Annotated in this window: 11 protein-coding genes; 7 read left to right on the forward strand and 4 right to left on the reverse strand. The window is 58.6% G+C overall.

Translation table 11 applies throughout. The features are described 5' to 3' along the window. Window positions 1–56: 56 nt before the first annotated feature. The 3 genes from HEQ72_RS08455 (at window position 57) to lpdA (ending at window position 5,780) form a co-directional block, all read left to right on the forward strand. Window positions 57–2,978: a 2-oxoglutarate dehydrogenase E1 component gene (locus HEQ72_RS08455; RefSeq protein ID WP_168023117.1), complete on the forward strand. Its 2,922-nt coding sequence runs from the start codon at window positions 57–59 to the stop codon at window positions 2,976–2,978. A gap of 46 nt (window positions 2,979–3,024) precedes the next feature. Then, window positions 3,025–4,281: a 2-oxoglutarate dehydrogenase complex dihydrolipoyllysine-residue succinyltransferase gene (gene odhB, locus HEQ72_RS08460; RefSeq protein WP_168023118.1), complete on the forward strand. Its 1,257-nt coding sequence runs from the start codon at window positions 3,025–3,027 to the stop codon at window positions 4,279–4,281. A gap of 98 nt (window positions 4,282–4,379) precedes the next feature. Further along, window positions 4,380–5,780, forward strand: a complete 1,401-nt coding sequence (gene lpdA / locus HEQ72_RS08465) for a dihydrolipoyl dehydrogenase (RefSeq protein WP_168023119.1) — start codon at window positions 4,380–4,382, stop codon at window positions 5,778–5,780. A gap of 62 nt (window positions 5,781–5,842) precedes the next feature. Here lpdA and HEQ72_RS08470 read toward each other — a convergent pair whose 3' ends face one another. Then, a complete protein-coding gene (locus tag HEQ72_RS08470) occupies window positions 5,843–7,153 on the reverse strand; it encodes an MFS transporter (RefSeq protein ID WP_209315669.1) in 1,311 nt (436 codons plus the stop codon). Between the two features lie 284 nt (window positions 7,154–7,437). Between HEQ72_RS08470 and HEQ72_RS08475 the strand changes: the two genes are divergently transcribed. After that, window positions 7,438–7,935, forward strand: coding sequence for a Dps family protein (locus HEQ72_RS08475; protein WP_168020475.1), 498 nt, complete (start codon window positions 7,438–7,440; stop codon window positions 7,933–7,935). A gap of 11 nt (window positions 7,936–7,946) precedes the next feature. On the opposite strand, the gene HEQ72_RS08480 is transcribed toward HEQ72_RS08475, so the two are convergent. The 3 genes from HEQ72_RS08480 to fsa are packed head-to-tail and all read right to left on the reverse strand — an operon-like array spanning window position 7,947 to window position 10,228. Continuing rightward, complete coding sequence (locus tag HEQ72_RS08480) at window positions 7,947–8,879, reverse strand: tyrosine recombinase XerC (protein WP_168020473.1); 933 nt, start codon at window positions 8,877–8,879, stop codon at window positions 7,947–7,949. Further along, window positions 8,872–9,561 (reverse strand): DUF484 family protein, encoded by a 690-nt coding sequence (locus tag HEQ72_RS08485; protein ID WP_168020471.1) that lies wholly within the window; start codon window positions 9,559–9,561, stop codon window positions 8,872–8,874. The genes HEQ72_RS08480 and HEQ72_RS08485 overlap by 8 nt, the downstream gene beginning before the upstream one ends. Before the next feature lie 4 nt (window positions 9,562–9,565). After that, window positions 9,566–10,228, reverse strand: a complete 663-nt coding sequence (gene fsa, locus HEQ72_RS08490; protein ID WP_168020469.1) for a fructose-6-phosphate aldolase — start codon at window positions 10,226–10,228, stop codon at window positions 9,566–9,568. 93 nt (window positions 10,229–10,321) lie between these two features. On the opposite strand from fsa, the gene HEQ72_RS08495 reads away from it, so the two are divergent. The 3 genes from HEQ72_RS08495 (at window position 10,322) to atpA (ending at window position 14,890) form a co-directional block, all read left to right on the forward strand. Then, window positions 10,322–12,607 carry a primosomal protein N' gene (locus tag HEQ72_RS08495; RefSeq protein WP_168020467.1) on the forward strand — a complete coding sequence of 762 codons (2,286 nt, stop codon included), beginning with the start codon at window positions 10,322–10,324 and terminating at the stop codon, window positions 12,605–12,607. Between the two features lie 187 nt (window positions 12,608–12,794). Further along, window positions 12,795–13,355: a F0F1 ATP synthase subunit delta gene (locus tag HEQ72_RS08500; protein ID WP_168023120.1), complete on the forward strand. Its 561-nt coding sequence runs from the start codon at window positions 12,795–12,797 to the stop codon at window positions 13,353–13,355. Next, window positions 13,355–14,890: a F0F1 ATP synthase subunit alpha gene (atpA, locus tag HEQ72_RS08505; protein WP_066134133.1), complete on the forward strand. Its 1,536-nt coding sequence runs from the start codon at window positions 13,355–13,357 to the stop codon at window positions 14,888–14,890. The genes HEQ72_RS08500 and atpA overlap by 1 nt, the downstream gene beginning before the upstream one ends. Window positions 14,891–14,957: the final 67 nt, after the last annotated feature.

A 14,957-nucleotide genomic window follows, 5' to 3' on the forward strand; every position in this document is an offset into this window, starting at 1 on the left:
ATCCCGGTCCGATCGCGGTTTGTTCAACAACGGGTATGACGTAAAGGACAGGAAGCGTGGAAGCTTCGTTCTTGACCGGCGCCAATGCCGCCTTTATCGCCGAGTTGTACCAGCGGTACCTCGACGATCCGTCGTCGGTCGATCCCAGCTGGATCGGCATGTTCAAGGAACTGATGGATGAACCCGCAGCCTTGGCGCGGGAGGTATCCGGTCCGGTCTGGGGACGTTCGAAGACCAAGGTTATTGGCGCCGCTGATGCTGATGCCCCGGCCGGGGGCAACAAGAAAAAGCCCGGCAGTGGGGGTGGTGTATCAGAAGCCGAGGTCCGTGCGCGGGCCCTTGATTCCATACGCGCACTCATGATCATCCGGACGTATCGGGTCCGTGGCCATCTGATGGCGACCCTTGATCCCTTGGGGATCAACGAACCGACACCACATCCCGAGCTGGATTATCGTACCTATGGCTTCACGGAAGCCGATCTGGACCGCGAAATTTTCATTGATGACGCTTTTGGGCTGGAAAAGGCTACGCTGCGCCAGATCCTGACTCTGCTCCGGAAAACGTATTGCGATACCATCGGTGTGGAATTCATGCACATCCAGTATCCGGACCAGAAGGCTTGGATACAGGAGCAAATTGAAGCCCCCCGTGCGCCGGGTGATGGTCCTGCCCTTGGGCGTCGGGCCATTTACGAGCGTCTGTGCGAAGCCGAGGGGTTCGAGAAATTCCTTCAGGTCAAGTACACCGGGACCAAGCGGTTCGGCCTTGAGGGAGGGGAAGCAACGATCCCGGCGATCGAACAGATCCTGCACCGGGGTAGCCAGCTGGGTATCGAGGAAGTTGTGATTGGCATGGCCCACCGGGGTCGGCTGAATGTGCTGACCAACATCATGCGCAAGCCATTCCGGGCCATGTTCTCTGAATTCCAGGGCAATTCCTCGAATCCTGACGAAGTTCAGGGATCCGGCGATGTGAAGTATCACCTTGGAACATCGGTTGACCGCGAGTTTGGCGGCAAGATGGTTCACCTGTCACTGCAGGCCAACCCATCGCATCTGGAAACCGTTGATCCCATCGTTCTGGGCAAGGTGCGTGCCCGTCAGACCCAGCTGGGTGATACAGCCCGGACCCGTGTTCTGGGGCTTCTTCTGCATGGCGACGCCGCATTCTCTGGCCAAGGGGTGGTGGCCGAGTGTTTTGTGATGAGCCAGTTGAAAGGGTATCGTACTGGCGGGACCATTCATGTTGTGGTCAACAACCAGATCGGCTTTACAACGGCGCCCCAGTACAGCCGTTCAGGAACGTATTGCACTGAAATTGCCAAAATGGTGCAGGCCCCGATCCTGCACGTCAACGGGGATGATCCGGACGCTGTTGTCCACGCGGCTCGCATTGCTGTCGAGTATCGTCAGGCCTTCGGTTCCGATGTGGTTCTGGATATTGTCTGCTACCGTCGCCACGGCCATAATGAATCCGATGAACCGGCGTTCACGCAGCCAAACATGTACCGCCGGATCGGTGCGCATGAAACGACATGCAAGCGTTACGCCGGGCGTCTGGTTGCGGACGGTGTTCTGAAATCGGACGAGGCTGACGGTATCTATGATGCCTTCCAGCAGCATCTGGAGCAGGAGTTCCAGGCGGCTGCCTCCTACAAGCCCAACAAGGCGGACTGGCTTGAAAGTCGCTGGAAGGGGCTGACCCGTCTTTCGGATGAAGAGGAAAGCCAGGAGTATGATACCCAGGTTCCGCTTGATGTCCTGAAAGATGTTGGTCGCGCCCTTTACACGCCACCGAAGGATTTCGACGTCAACCGGAAGATCCTGCGCCAGCTCAAGGCAAAGGAAGACATGTTCAAGACAGGCAAGGACATTGACTGGGCAACCGGTGAAGCCCTTGCCTTCGGGACCCTGCTTCTGGAAGGTCACCCGGTTCGCTTGTCCGGTCAGGACTGCGGGCGCGGTACATTCTCGCAGCGCCATTCGGTTCTGGTCGATCAGACAAGCGAAAAAACCTATGTTTCCCTCAATCACATCCGTACAGGCCAGGCCCAGTACGAGGTTCTGGACAGTCCACTGTCGGAATACGGGGTGCTTGGTTACGAGTACGGGTATTCCATGGCAGAACCCAATGGGCTGACCCTCTGGGAGGCCCAGTTCGGGGACTTTGCCAACGGGGCCCAGATTATCTTTGACCAATACATCGCGTCTTCGGAGTCAAAGTGGCTGCGCCTGTCGGGCCTGACTGTCCTGTTGCCGCACGGTTTCGAAGGGCAGGGGCCGGAGCATTCCTCCGCCCGTCCGGAGCGTTATCTCCAGCTGTGCGCCGAGGACAACATGCAGGTCTGCAACCTGACGACGCCTGCCAATTATTACCATGCCTTGCGACGTCAGTTGCGCCGGAATTTCCGCAAGCCGCTGATTATCATGACTCCGAAATCCCTGCTCCGGCACAAGCTGGCAGTCAGCACGTTGTCAGAATTTGGTCCGGGGTCTGCATTCCGGCGTGTGATTGGCGAGAAGCCAGGCGACCTGAAGAAAAATGTGAAGGTGCGTCGGGTCGTTCTGTGCAGTGGCAAGGTCTATTATGATTTGTTGCAGGCCCGTATGGATCAGGATATCGGCGATGTTGCAATCATAAGGGTCGAGCAGCTGTATCCATGGCCAAAGGCTGCCATTGTCCGCGAGTTGTCCCGTTATCCGGGTGCAGAGATTGTCTGGTGTCAGGAAGAGCCGGCCAATGGTGGATACTGGACCTTTGTGAAGATGCGTCTGGATGTTCTTCTGGAAGAAATGGGCCACAAGACCGGCAAAGCTCATTATGTCGGTCGTACGGCTTCGGCTTCCCCCGCGACAGGCAGTTACAAAAAGCACAATGCCGAACAGGCTCTGCTGGTTGAACAGGCACTGTCCTGGGCTTTCAAGGATTTGCCACAGCCCTTCCGACGGGCACCCACCCCGGGCAAGCCGGCTTGATTGCCGGGCTGCTCCGCCGTAATACGACGACACAATCGAGGACGTCATGGCTACCGAACTCAAAGTCCCCGCCCTGGGTGAATCTGTTTCCGAAGCAACCGTTGCCAAGTGGTTCAAGAAGCCGGGCGACGCGGTCAAGGCCGATGAGCCATTGGTCGAGCTTGAAACCGACAAGGTGACGGTCGAGGTCAATGCCCCGGTTTCCGGTGCGTTGGCAGAGATTGTTGCCGATGTTGGTGCCGAGGTGGCTGTGGGTGCCATTCTGGGGCGGATCAACGAAGGGGCTGCCGGCTCTGCCGGGTCTTCTGCTGCTCCGGCTCCTGCGGCTTCGGCCCCGCCCAAGGCAGCACAGGCACCTGCTGCGCCCGCTCCTGCGGCTCGTTCCGGTGCCAATGCTGATCATCCATTGTCGCCGGCTGTGCGCAAGCTGGTGGAGGAGCACAGCCTGGATCCGTCCAGGATACCGGCATCCGGCAAGGATGGCCGCCTGACCAAGGAAGATGTACAGGCGTTTCTTGCGTCCGGCAAATCGGCTCCTGGTCCGGCTGCCCAGGCTGCGGCGGCGATGCAGCCGGGTGCAGCAGCAACCATGGCCCGTGGCCCGCGTGAAGAACGGGTGAAGATGACCCGCTTGCGTCGTTCCGTTGCCAAACGTTTGAAGGATGCCCAGAACACGGCTGCCATGCTGACCACGTTCAACGAAGTGGACATGACCCGTGTCATGGAGCTGCGCAACCGTTACAAGGACGCCTTCGAGAAACGCCACGGTGTGCGGCTTGGCTTCATGTCCTTCTTTGTGAAGGCTTGTGTCCAGGCTTTGCAGGAAATTCCGGCAGTGAATGCCGAAATTGACGGCGATGACATTGTCTACAAGAACTACTACGACATTTCGGTGGCGGTTGGTGGGCCTCAGGGGTTGGTTGTGCCGGTTGTCCGGGATTGCGACCGCCTCAGTTTCTCCGAGATCGAGAAGACAATTGGTGACTTTGGCAAGAAGGCCCGTGACGGCAAGCTGACCATGGAAGACATGCAGGGCGGTACGTTTACGGTCTCCAATGGTGGGGTTTATGGATCCCTCATGTCGACGCCTATCCTCAATCCGCCGCAGTCGGGCATTCTGGGAATGCACAAGACCCAGATGCGTCCGATGGTCATGCCTGATGGGTCGATTGCGGCCCGCCCGATGATGTATCTGGCCTTGTCCTATGATCACCGGATCATTGATGGCAAGGAAGCGGTCACGTTCCTGGTGCGGGTGAAGGAATGTCTTGAGGATCCGGGACGGATCCTGATGGATATCTAGTTGTGTGTTGACGGAGGGCGGGGAATCCAGCCCTCCGTTATCTGTTTCCGCCCCCGGGGCGCGGGGTTTGTCACATCCTTTCCGGAAGGGTATATCGCATGTCGGAAGTCTACGATCTGGTTGTCATTGGCGGGGGGCCGGGCGGATATGTTTGCGCCATCCGGGCGGCTCAGCTTGGCATGAAGGTCGCATGTGTCGAGAAGCGCGGCGCACTGGGCGGGACCTGCCTCAATGTCGGCTGTATTCCATCCAAGGCCCTGTTGCATGCCACACACATGTATGAGCATGCGGCCCACCATATGGGTGATCTTGGTGTTGCCGTCTCTGGTGTCCGGCTGGATCTGCCCAAGATGATGGCGCACAAGGACAAGGTGGTTTCGGACAATACCGGCGGTATCGAGTTTCTGTTCAAGAAAAACAAGATTACCTATATTAAGGGCGCCGGCAAGATTACCGCGCCGGGCACTGTCCAGGTCAGTGGCGCCCAGGCCCAGACGGTGCAGGCAAAGAATATTGTGATTGCCACCGGGTCGGACGTTATGCCGCTTCCGGGTGTTACCATTGACGAGAAGCGTATTGTTTCGTCCACCGGTGGGCTGTCGCTGTCGTCTGTTCCGGGGAAGATGGTGGTGATCGGGGCCGGGGTGATCGGTCTGGAGCTGGGGTCGGTCTGGCGTCGCCTGGGGGCGGAGGTGACAGTCGTCGAATATCTGGACTTTATCCTGCCGCCAATGGATGGCGAGATCCGCAAGCAGGCCCAGAGAATTCTCGAAAAGCAGGGAATGGACTTCCGTCTGGGATACAAGGTCACGGGCGCTTCTACGGGCAAGAAGGGTGTATCCCTGAAGCTGGAGCCATCAAAGGGTGGTGCCGGTGAGACCTTGGATGCTGATGTGGTGCTGGTTGCCATCGGCCGTCGCCCCTATACCGAGGGACTTGGTCTTGAGAGCATTGGTGTTGTTCCGGACTCCCGTGGTTTTATTGCCGTTGATCACGATTATCAGACCAAGGCCCAAGGCGTGTTCGCCATTGGTGATGTGATCGGCGGGCAAATGTTGGCCCACAAGGCCGAGGAAGAAGGAGTGGCCGTAGCTGAACTTCTGGCCGGCCAGTCCGGGCACGTCAACTATGGGGCTATTCCGTCTGTGGTTTACACTGATCCTGAAATAGCTATGGTCGGGAAAACAGAGGAACAGCTGAAAGCAGACGGCGTGGCCTACAAGGTTGGCAAGTTCCCCTTTACGGCCAACGGGCGGGCGCGTGCAAACAATACGACCGACGGGTTGGTCAAGGTGCTGGCGGACGCAAAGACAGACCGCGTTCTGGGGTGCCATATTGTGGGAGCCATGGCCGGTGATCTGATTCAGGAAGTGGTTGTAGGTATGGAGTTCGGGGCTTCTGCCGAAGATATAGCCCGTTCCAGCCATGCGCATCCCCAGCTTGGAGAAGCGATCAAGGAAGCCATGCTGGCTGTGGACAAACGTCCCCTGCATATCTGAACAGGTACTTTGTCTGAAGAAAACCCGGCCATATGGCCGGGTTTTTTGTGGCGTCCTGATACTTATGCCGCTGTTCCCTGAATGGATACCATCCGGACGGAACGATGACGGCACAGGGATGCGGTGATCAGGCCAACAACCCCCATGCCCAAGGCAAACCACACGCAGATCCAAGTGTTTTCCGGCATCAGGGCAATCAGCAGGGGTGGGGTAAAGCTGGCCCACAGGGAGTAGGCAATATTGTAAGTCAACGAAATGCCTGATACCCGCATTTCTGTGGGGAAGAGGCCAACCATCACCGATGGAACCGTACCGACAATGCCACAGCACAGGCCGGACACCACGCAGGCCGCAACGAGCCAGGCGCCTCCCCCCAGAATACCGGCATACAGAACCGCAACGCCAATCGGTAGAAGCAGGCTGTACAGCATAACGCCCTTCCAGGCTCCGATCCTGTCCACCACCATGCCGGCGATAACACAGCCAATGTTCAGGCACATGATGGCAACGCAGCTGAGAGAGAAGGTGGACTCGGCCGACATGCCAAACAGCTTTTGCAGCATGGTTGGTGTTACAACCACCAGAACAATGACGGCAGATGCAAGCACACATGTCAGGATGACAGCCGGAATCAATGATGCAGACTGTGTACGTACCACATCGCCCAAGGGGAATTTTCCGGAACGGTCACGCATGGCGGCCATGCGGATGAACAGTGGGGTTTCGTTCAGCCATTGACGCAGCCAAACCCCGGTGATGCCAAAAAAGCCGCCAATCAGGAAAGGCAGGCGCCAGCCGTAGTCCAGCATCTCTTCCGGGGTGAAGGTTTTGGCCAGCAGGGTCGCGACGATTGCGGCAAGCAGATAGCCCAAGGTCAGGCCCGCCTGTAATAGACCAAGGGAATAGCCACGGCGGTGAGCCGGCGCGTGTTCTGCCACAAAAACCCAGGCACTGGGTACTTCTCCCCCGACGGCTGCGCCTTGAATAATGCGCAACAGCAGAAGAATACCCGGAGCCAGATACCCGATTTCAGCATAGGTCGGCATCGCACCGATAACAAAGCAGGGCAGGGCCATCATCAGGATGCTGAGGCTGAATGCCTTTTTGCGCCCGTGTCTGTCGGCAAAGTGAGCCATCAGAATGCCACCAAGCGGTCGAGCCAAGTAGCCCGCTGCAAAAACACACACTGTCTGTAAAAGGCGGAACCATTCCGGTCCTTCGGGTGGAAAGAACAGCTGGCTGATTGTCAGGGCAAAAAACACGAAGATAATGAAGTCATAAATCTCCAGTGCCCCCCCCAGGGCGGCCAGGCACAGGGTTTTATGATCAACGGCGGACATGCCGTCATGCTTGACAGACGATTTGCTGAACACGGCGATCCTTTCATGAAGACCCGTTGTGTCCTGTTGACAGGGATACCCCGGGCTTGTCGGCACATTCACCCAGGCAAAAGACGAGTTATGGGCCCGACAGTCCGACCTGCGAATGTAAAATACATAAGGTTGATCAAACTTCAAGAAATCTATATCAGCGTGTTTATGGTCTGGTCCTGCAGAGTCTGTGTAGCGGCAGGAATATGTCTGTACGTCTCTGTTGCGCTGTCATACCATCTGGGTTGTTCCCATCGTCTTTTCCTGCATGGCGAAAGGAAAACCGTATGTCCCGCAAGACGGCTTCTGCACCGGCAACAAAAATTGATATCGGTATTCCCGAAAAACAGAGACTGAAGATTGCTGATGGTCTTTCCCGTCTTCTGGCCGATACCTACACACTTTACATCAAGACCCATAATTTCCATTGGAATGTTACCGGTCCGATGTTCAATACCCTGCATATGATGTTTGAAACCCAGTACAATGAACTGGCCTTGGCTGTTGATCTGGTGGCAGAACGTATCCGCGCCCTTGGAGCTTATGCGCCTGGTTCGTACAAGCAGTTTTCGGCACTGACGTCCCTGAAGGAAGAGACCGGCGTGCCAGCAGCCGAGGACATGATTGCCCAGCTTGTGAAAGGGCACGAGGCTGTTGCCCGTACGGCGCGGGATGTTTTTCCCCTGGCGGAAGATGCCCGCGACGAGTCAACAACAGACTTGCTCACCCAGCGGCTTCAGGTGCACGAAAAGACGGCTTGGATGCTGCGTTCCATGCTGGCCTAGGTCTTCTGTTCTCAGGCACGGGGGTGCGCTGAGCGATGCACCTCCAGAAGGCGGCTGTCATCCACGGCTGTGTAGCGCTGTGTTGTGCTGAGCGAGGCGTGACCCAGAAGTTCCTGGATGGTGCGCAGGTCTCCTCCGCCGGCCAGGAGGTGTGTGGCAAAGCTGTGGCGCAGGGCGTGTGGTGTTGCGTTTTCATCAAGGTTGAGCAGCACCCGTAACCGCCGCACCTGACGCTGTACAACGCCCGGGTTCAGGGCCTTGCCCCGTGTTCCCAGGAACAGCGGGCGGTTCGGGTATTCCGGCCATGGGCATGCGTTGCGATACTTCAGAATGGCTTCCCGGACCATCGGCAACACGGGGACGACCCTTTGCCGTTTGCCTTTGCCGGTGACCACCATACTGTCTGAAGCCGGGCTTTGGCTGACTGTCAGGCCAAGGGCTTCCCCCAGGCGCAGGCCGCATCCGTACAACAGCAGAAGTAAAGCGGTGTCCCGGGCTGCCAGCCATGGTTCATCGTGCAGGGCTGATGCACTTGCAATGGCTTCCAGCGCGGCATCTTCGCTCAAGGGGCGGGGGAGGTGTTGTGGCTGGCGGGGGGTTCGGACGGTTTTCAAAGCCGGGTTGCTGCAAAAACCCGCCCGGTCCAGGAAGCGGAAAAAGTTGCGCAACGTTGACAGCCCGCGTGCCAGCGAGGGGCGTGACAGCCCTTCCTGCGTTCGTGCGGCCAGGAAGGCCCGGAAGTCAGACCCTTTCAGCTCTGTCAGGGTAGGCAGGTCAGGAACGGTGCCGTGGAAATGAACAAGAAAGTTCAGAAAAGTTGCCAGGTCGCGGGTGTAGGCATCCAGCGTATGTGTGCTGCAGCGTCGTTCTGCCGAGAGCCAGCTGCGCCATTCATCAATGGCGTGGTGCAGGTCGGCGGCGGTACAGGTGTGGAGATCAGTCACGGGTCAGCCAGCGTATCAGGCAGAAGTCAAGGACGGTGGCAAGGAAAACCAGAAGTTCGGTTCCCTGCCCGGGTTCAAAGGTTCCCGTGTCCCGGCTGGCCAGGGCCAGAACCGCAGGGGGGTGGCCGGAATGTCGCAAGCGCACCAGCGCATCGGAGCGGATCAAGGCCGATGCTTCACCATACAGAGCTGCTCCGGTTCCGCAGAAAGGACGCAGACGCACGTCACTGTCCCCCAGCAGCCGGTCAATTTCACCATGCGGAACCTGGATGACCTGACCGGCAAGGGGAAGGGGCAGGCCTGGTTCACAGATCAGGGCCGCCAGATCCACGTGCACCATCATGGGTACATCCTGGGTCAGGGCAATCATCAGGTCTTGCAGGCTTTCGGCCCCCAAAAGCGCGACAACGGCATGGTGGGTTGCGTTCTGCAGGCTCATATTTTCGCGGGCGGTGTGTATGACCTCCCGGGCTCCTGCCCGCAGCTCGTCAGCTTCTGTGCGCAGGGCTTTGAGGGCACGTGCCTGGAAATCAACCACCCCGGCCCCAAGATCACGGTCCGGCAGCAGGGATGCCATCAGCTCCGGTCGCTCCATCAGGAAATCCGGGTTGGACTTCAGGAAGAGTTCCACGTCCGAAGGTGACAGGGGCTGTGGAACCGGATCTCGGGTGCCGGGGTTCATCACCCTAGCCCTCCAGGATGGACTGGCCGGTCCTGGCCCAGTCGGACAGGAAGGTTTCCAGGCCGCTGCGTGTCAGTGGGTGGCTGATCATCTGCTCCATGACCTTGGCAGGCATGGTGGCCACGTGGGCACCCATGCGGGCTGCGTCGACCACATGCAGGGGCGAGCGAATCGATGCGGCCAGAATTTCGGTCTGGATGGCAGGATAGTTGGCGAAGATCGTGGCAATGTCATCGATCAGGGCCATTCCGTCGTGGGACAGGTCATCCAGCCGTCCGACAAACGGGGATACAAACGTTGCCCCGGCCTTTGCAGCCAGAATGGCCTGTGCAGCGGAGAACACCAGCGTGACATTGACCATGCCCCCGTCGCCGGTAATGGCACGGCATGCCTTCAGCCCATCGGCTGTCAGGGGAACCTTGACGGCTACATTCGGGGATATGCGGCGCAGAACTTCTGCCTCGCGCATCATGGTGTCAAAGTCGGTCGCGGTCACTTCGGCGCTGACCGGACCACGGACAAGGTCGCAGATCTCACGAACCACTTCGACAAACTTGCGGCCCGAGCGGGCAACCAGGGTCGGGTTGGTGGTCACGCCATCGACAAGGCCAATGTCGGCCATGGCGCGAATTTCGGAAACATCGGCGGTATCAAGAAAGAATTTCATGGCAGGAGAATCTCTGTGGCTGAATACGCAGGATCGGAATTCAGGCTTACGAAGGCATGGTATCCTTGGGCCCGTCCGGTTAGAGTGTAGCCCATGCCGGAGTCCAATCCCACCCCAGACATTGCCCTTTCATCCCTGTCCCCGCGTTTGCCTGCGGATGACTGCGGGGCTGATGATGCTTGTTTTGTCGAAGGAAGCATTGTGGCAGTTCTTTTGCCGCTGCCTGTGGAGGGGCCCTATGACTATAGTGTACCATCCGGCATGACCCTGAGGCCCGGCACTGCGGTGCGGGTTCCGTTGGGGCGGAAGATGGTTTGCGGCATTGTCTGGGGGCCGGGGGCGGGCATGCTTGATCGCGCTCGCATTCGGCCGGTGGATGCGGTGCTTGAGAATGCCCCCCACATCCCTGCCGTCTCGCGGCGTTTTGTGGAGTGGGTTGCGGCCTGGACAATGGCGTCCCCCGGCGCTGTCCTGAAGATGGTTTTACCTGTTGCCGATGCGCTGGAGGAGGAGCCTGCCCGTTCCCTGTGGCGCTGGGCTGGTGATGGTCCAGATCGTGCGGAAATGCCTCGCATGACGCCGGCACGGCTGCGGGTGCGTGATGTCATGGCCGGGCAGGCTGTTCCGTTATCCCTGTCGGATATGGCCCGGCTGGCTGGTGTCAGCGTATCGGTTGTGCGTGGTCTTGCGGAGGCCGGCCTTTTGCAGGCTGTTGCCGATAGTGTGCCCGCTGATGCCATGCCGGACGGGACCCTTGCCGGCCCCGTTCTGTCGTCGGATCAGGAGCGGGCCGCAGCCCGGCTGGTAGATGCTGTAGGGCATGGATACCGCTGTACGATCCTTGAAGGCGTGACCGGATCCGGCAAGACGGAGGTTTACTTTGAAGCCGTTGCCTCTGCGCTGCGGGCTGGTTTGCAGGTGCTGGTCCTGTTGCCGGAAATTACTCTGACCGCGCAATGGCTGGAGCGTTTCCGGGTGCGTTTTGGCGCCTTGCCGTCGCAGTGGCATTCCGATCTTTCGTCGGCTGTTCGGCGGCGGACCTGGCGCGCGGTTGCCAACGGGACAGCCTCTGTCATCGTGGGGGCCAGGTCTGCGCTGTTCCTGCCGTATGCCAAGCTGGGCCTGATTGTTGTGGATGAAGAGCACGAGGCGGCCTTCAAGCAGGAAGACGGTGTGGTCTATCACGGCCGTGACATGGCTGTGGCCCGTGCGCATCTGGCGGGCATTCCGGTTATTCTGGCATCAGCGACGCCATCCCTGGAGACCGTTATCAACGGGCGGGAACGGCGCTACGATCGTGTGCATCTGGGCAGCCGTCATGGTGCAGCGGTTCTGCCGGACGTCGATATTCTGGATGTGCGTCGTGATCGTCCCGAGCCGGGGGCGTGGGGCCCGTCATGGTTGGCACCAACCTTGGTGAATGCCCTGGAGCAGACTCTTGCTGCGGGAGAGCAGGCACTGCTGTTCCTGAACCGTCGCGGCTATGCCCCCCTGACATTGTGCCGGACGTGCGGGCATCGTTTGCAGTGTCCGCATTGTACGGCGTGGCTGGTGGAGCATCGCCGCCATGCGCGTCTGCAGTGTCATCATTGCGGATATTATGTTGCCCGTCCTGACTTTTGCCCGTCCTGTGAAGCGCCGGATGATTTTGCAGCCTGCGGCCCGGGCGTTGAACGGATTGCTGAGGAAGTGGCAGGCCGCTTCCCTCATGCCCGCATGGCGCTGGTTGCATCTGACACCCTGTCAGGGCCGCGCGCCGTTGCGTCTTTGGTCCAGCAGGTGCAGAACCGTGATGTAGATATTCTGGTTGGCACGCAGGTGCTGGCAAAGGGGCTCCATTTTCCGTTCCTGACACTGGTCGGGGTTGTTGATGCGGATCTTGGTTTGTCTGGTGGTGATCTGCGCGCGGCGGAGCGAACCTATCAGATGTTGTCGCAGGTTGCCGGCCGGGCCGGACGCAGTGATCGACCGGGAAAGGTTCTCCTCCAGACTTTCCAGCCTTCCCACCCTGTTTTGCAGGCGCTGGCCGGAGGGGATCCCGCTGTGTTTCTGGAAGCGGAGGCCGAGGGGCGTCGTTTGATGGGAATGCCGCCTTTCGGACGTTTGGCCGCCTTGATCGTTTCTGGCCCGGATGCGTCCCGTGTCGAACAGACAGCACGTGCCCTGGCCCGGGTGGCACCGTCCATGCCGGAGGTTGAGGTTCTGGGGCCTGCCCCGGCTCCCATGGCTTTACTGAGAGGTTTGTACCGCTGGCGTTTGTTGTTGAAGGCGCCGCGCAGTGTGCGCATTCAACCGATCGTGCGGTCGTGGCTTTCCCGTGTTCCTCTGTCCGGGCGGGTGCGGGTCCAGATTGATGTCGATCCGTACAGTTTTCTGTGACCGGATTGTACCGGGTATGACAGCATGTGTGGGCGTCAGGTGCTTGCAACGCAGGACGCGTTATGTTACCAACCAACCGCGCCGGAGGGGGCCTTGATCCTTTCTCCGGTTTCCAGACGTTTGAAAAACAGCTTTCAGAAGATTTCTACCCACCTGTATTCTTTTGTTTTCCCGGGGCAAGCAGAACGTGTCATCCGAAATTGCAGGAACAAAAGGTTTGGCAGACCGATATGCCTTGGCGCTGTATGAGCTTGCCGAGGAACGCGGTGTGCTTGACCAGGTGGCCGGAGACTTGCGGCGGTTCCAGTCCATGCTTGATGAGAGCGCTGACCTGAGGCGCCTGATCGCCTCTCCCGTTGTTACCCGGAAGGAACACCGGAAGGGTATTGTCGCGCTGGCCGAGAAAGCTGGTCTTTCCGAATTGTCGCGTCATTTTCTTGGTCTCTTGTCCACAAACCGTCGCTTGCCAGCTTTGTCCGGCATTATAGCGGCGTATCTGGCGCGCCTGTCCGCCGCGCGCGGCGAGGTAACGGCCGAGGTTGTTTCTGCCAGAAAGCTTTCCGACAGCCAGTCCCAAGCCCTGTCTGCCGCCTTGCGTCAGGCTGTGGGCAAGGACGTCGCTGTCCGCTCCACAATTGATCCGTCCATCCTTGGCGGTCTGATCGTAAGAATTGGGTCAAGGATGGTTGACAACAGCGTTCGCACAAAGCTGCAACGTCTTCAGCTTGCCATGAAAGGGGTCGGGTGATGGAAATCCGCGCCGCGGAAATTTCCGCTATCCTCAAGGAACAGATTGCCAGCTTCGGCACCGAAGCTGAATCCGCCGAAGTTGGTCGTGTGCTCTCCGTCGGTGACGGTATTGCCCGCATTCATGGCCTGGACAAGGTCCAGGCCGGTGAAATGGTCGAGTTTCCCGGCGGCATCAAGGGAATGGCTCTTAACCTGGAAACAGACAACGTCGGTGTTGTTGTTTTTGGTGATGACCGTTCGATCCGTGAAGGGGACACCGTTCGCCGCACCAGCTCCATTGTGGATGTTCCGGTTGGCAAGGGGCTTCTGGGCCGTGTGGTTGACGGTTTGGGCAATCCGATTGACGGCAAGGGCGCTTTGCCTGATGTGTCGCGGAGCATGGCTGACGTCAAGGCTCCTGGGATTATTCCCCGCAAGTCTGTTCATGAGCCGATGCAAACCGGCCTGAAGGCCATTGACTCCCTGATCCCGATCGGGCGCGGCCAGCGTGAGCTGATCATCGGGGACCGCCAGACAGGCAAGACTGCGGTTATCATCGACACCATTCTCAACCAGAAGAAAGTCAATGATGCGGCTCGCAACGACAGCGAAAAGCTGTTCTGCATCTATGTGGCAGTTGGTCAGAAGCGTTCCACTGTTGCCCAGGTTGTGAAGACCTTGGCAGATCACGGTGCGCTGGACTACACCATTGTGGTGGCTGCTACCGCATCCGAGCCGGCTCCCATGCAGTTCTTGGCGCCCTATACAGGCTGCACCATGGGTGAGTATTTCCGCGACAACGGCATGCATGCGGTTATCTTCTATGATGATCTGTCCAAGCAGGCGGTTGCCTATCGTCAGATGTCGCTGCTGCTGCGCCGTCCTCCCGGACGTGAAGCTTATCCGGGCGACGTGTTCTATCTGCACAGCCGCCTTCTGGAGCGTGCGGCAAAACTTGGTGATGCTGCGGGCAAGGGGTCGCTGACAGCTCTGCCGGTTATTGAAACCCAGGCAAACGATGTTTCGGCCTATATTCCGACCAACGTGATTTCTATCACCGACGGCCAGATTTTCCTGGAAACAGACCTTTTCTTCAAGGGTATCCGTCCGGCTGTGAACGTTGGTCTGTCTGTGTCCCGCGTTGGTTCTGCGGCGCAGATCAAGGCAATGAAGCAGGTTGCCGGTACCATCAAGATGGATCTGGCCCAGTATCGGGAAATGGCGGCTTTTGCCCAGTTTGCCTCGGATCTGGATCCGGCAACACAGAAGCTGCTGGCCCGCGGTGCCCGCCTGACCGAGCTTCTGAAGCAGCCCCAGTTCAGCCCCATGCCGGTTGAAGAGCAGGTTGTTTCAATCTTTGCCGGTACGCGCGGCTATCTGGATTCATTGCCTGTGTCTGCTGTTAACCGCTATGAGCGTGAGATGTTGGCAGAGATGCGGAACAAGGGCGCGGATATGATTGCGGCCATTCGTTCTGAGAAGGCTATTTCCAAGGAAACGGAAGCGAAACTGATTGCGTTCTTGGATGGCTTTGCCAAAGCTTTTGCTGCTTGAGACAAGGGTGTCGCGTACTGTTCCCGGCTATGTCGGGAACAGGTAGTTTGAACCAGACGGAGTGCCC

Source organism: Haematospirillum sp. 15-248, from assembly GCF_012102665.1.
Taxonomy (GTDB): Bacteria; Pseudomonadota; Alphaproteobacteria; order Rhodospirillales; family Rhodospirillaceae; genus Haematospirillum.

What these genes read in the sequence shown, in the direction of transcription:
- odhB (WP_168023118.1), top strand. Translation starts at nt 3,025, where the DNA reads ATGGCTACCGAACTCAAAGTCCCCGCCCTGGGTGAATCTGTTTCCGAA.
- lpdA (WP_168023119.1), top strand. Translation starts at nt 4,380, where the DNA reads ATGTCGGAAGTCTACGATCTGGTTGTCATTGGCGGGGGGCCGGGCGGA.
- HEQ72_RS08475 (WP_168020475.1), top strand. Translation starts at nt 7,438, where the DNA reads ATGTCCCGCAAGACGGCTTCTGCACCGGCAACAAAAATTGATATCGGT.
- HEQ72_RS08485 (WP_168020471.1), bottom strand. Translation starts at nt 9,561, where the DNA reads ATGAACCCCGGCACCCGAGATCCGGTTCCACAGCCCCTGTCACCTTCG.
- fsa (WP_168020469.1), bottom strand. Translation starts at nt 10,228, where the DNA reads ATGAAATTCTTTCTTGATACCGCCGATGTTTCCGAAATTCGCGCCATG.
- HEQ72_RS08495 (WP_168020467.1), top strand. Translation starts at nt 10,322, where the DNA reads ATGCCGGAGTCCAATCCCACCCCAGACATTGCCCTTTCATCCCTGTCC.
- atpA (WP_066134133.1), top strand. Translation starts at nt 13,355, where the DNA reads ATGGAAATCCGCGCCGCGGAAATTTCCGCTATCCTCAAGGAACAGATT.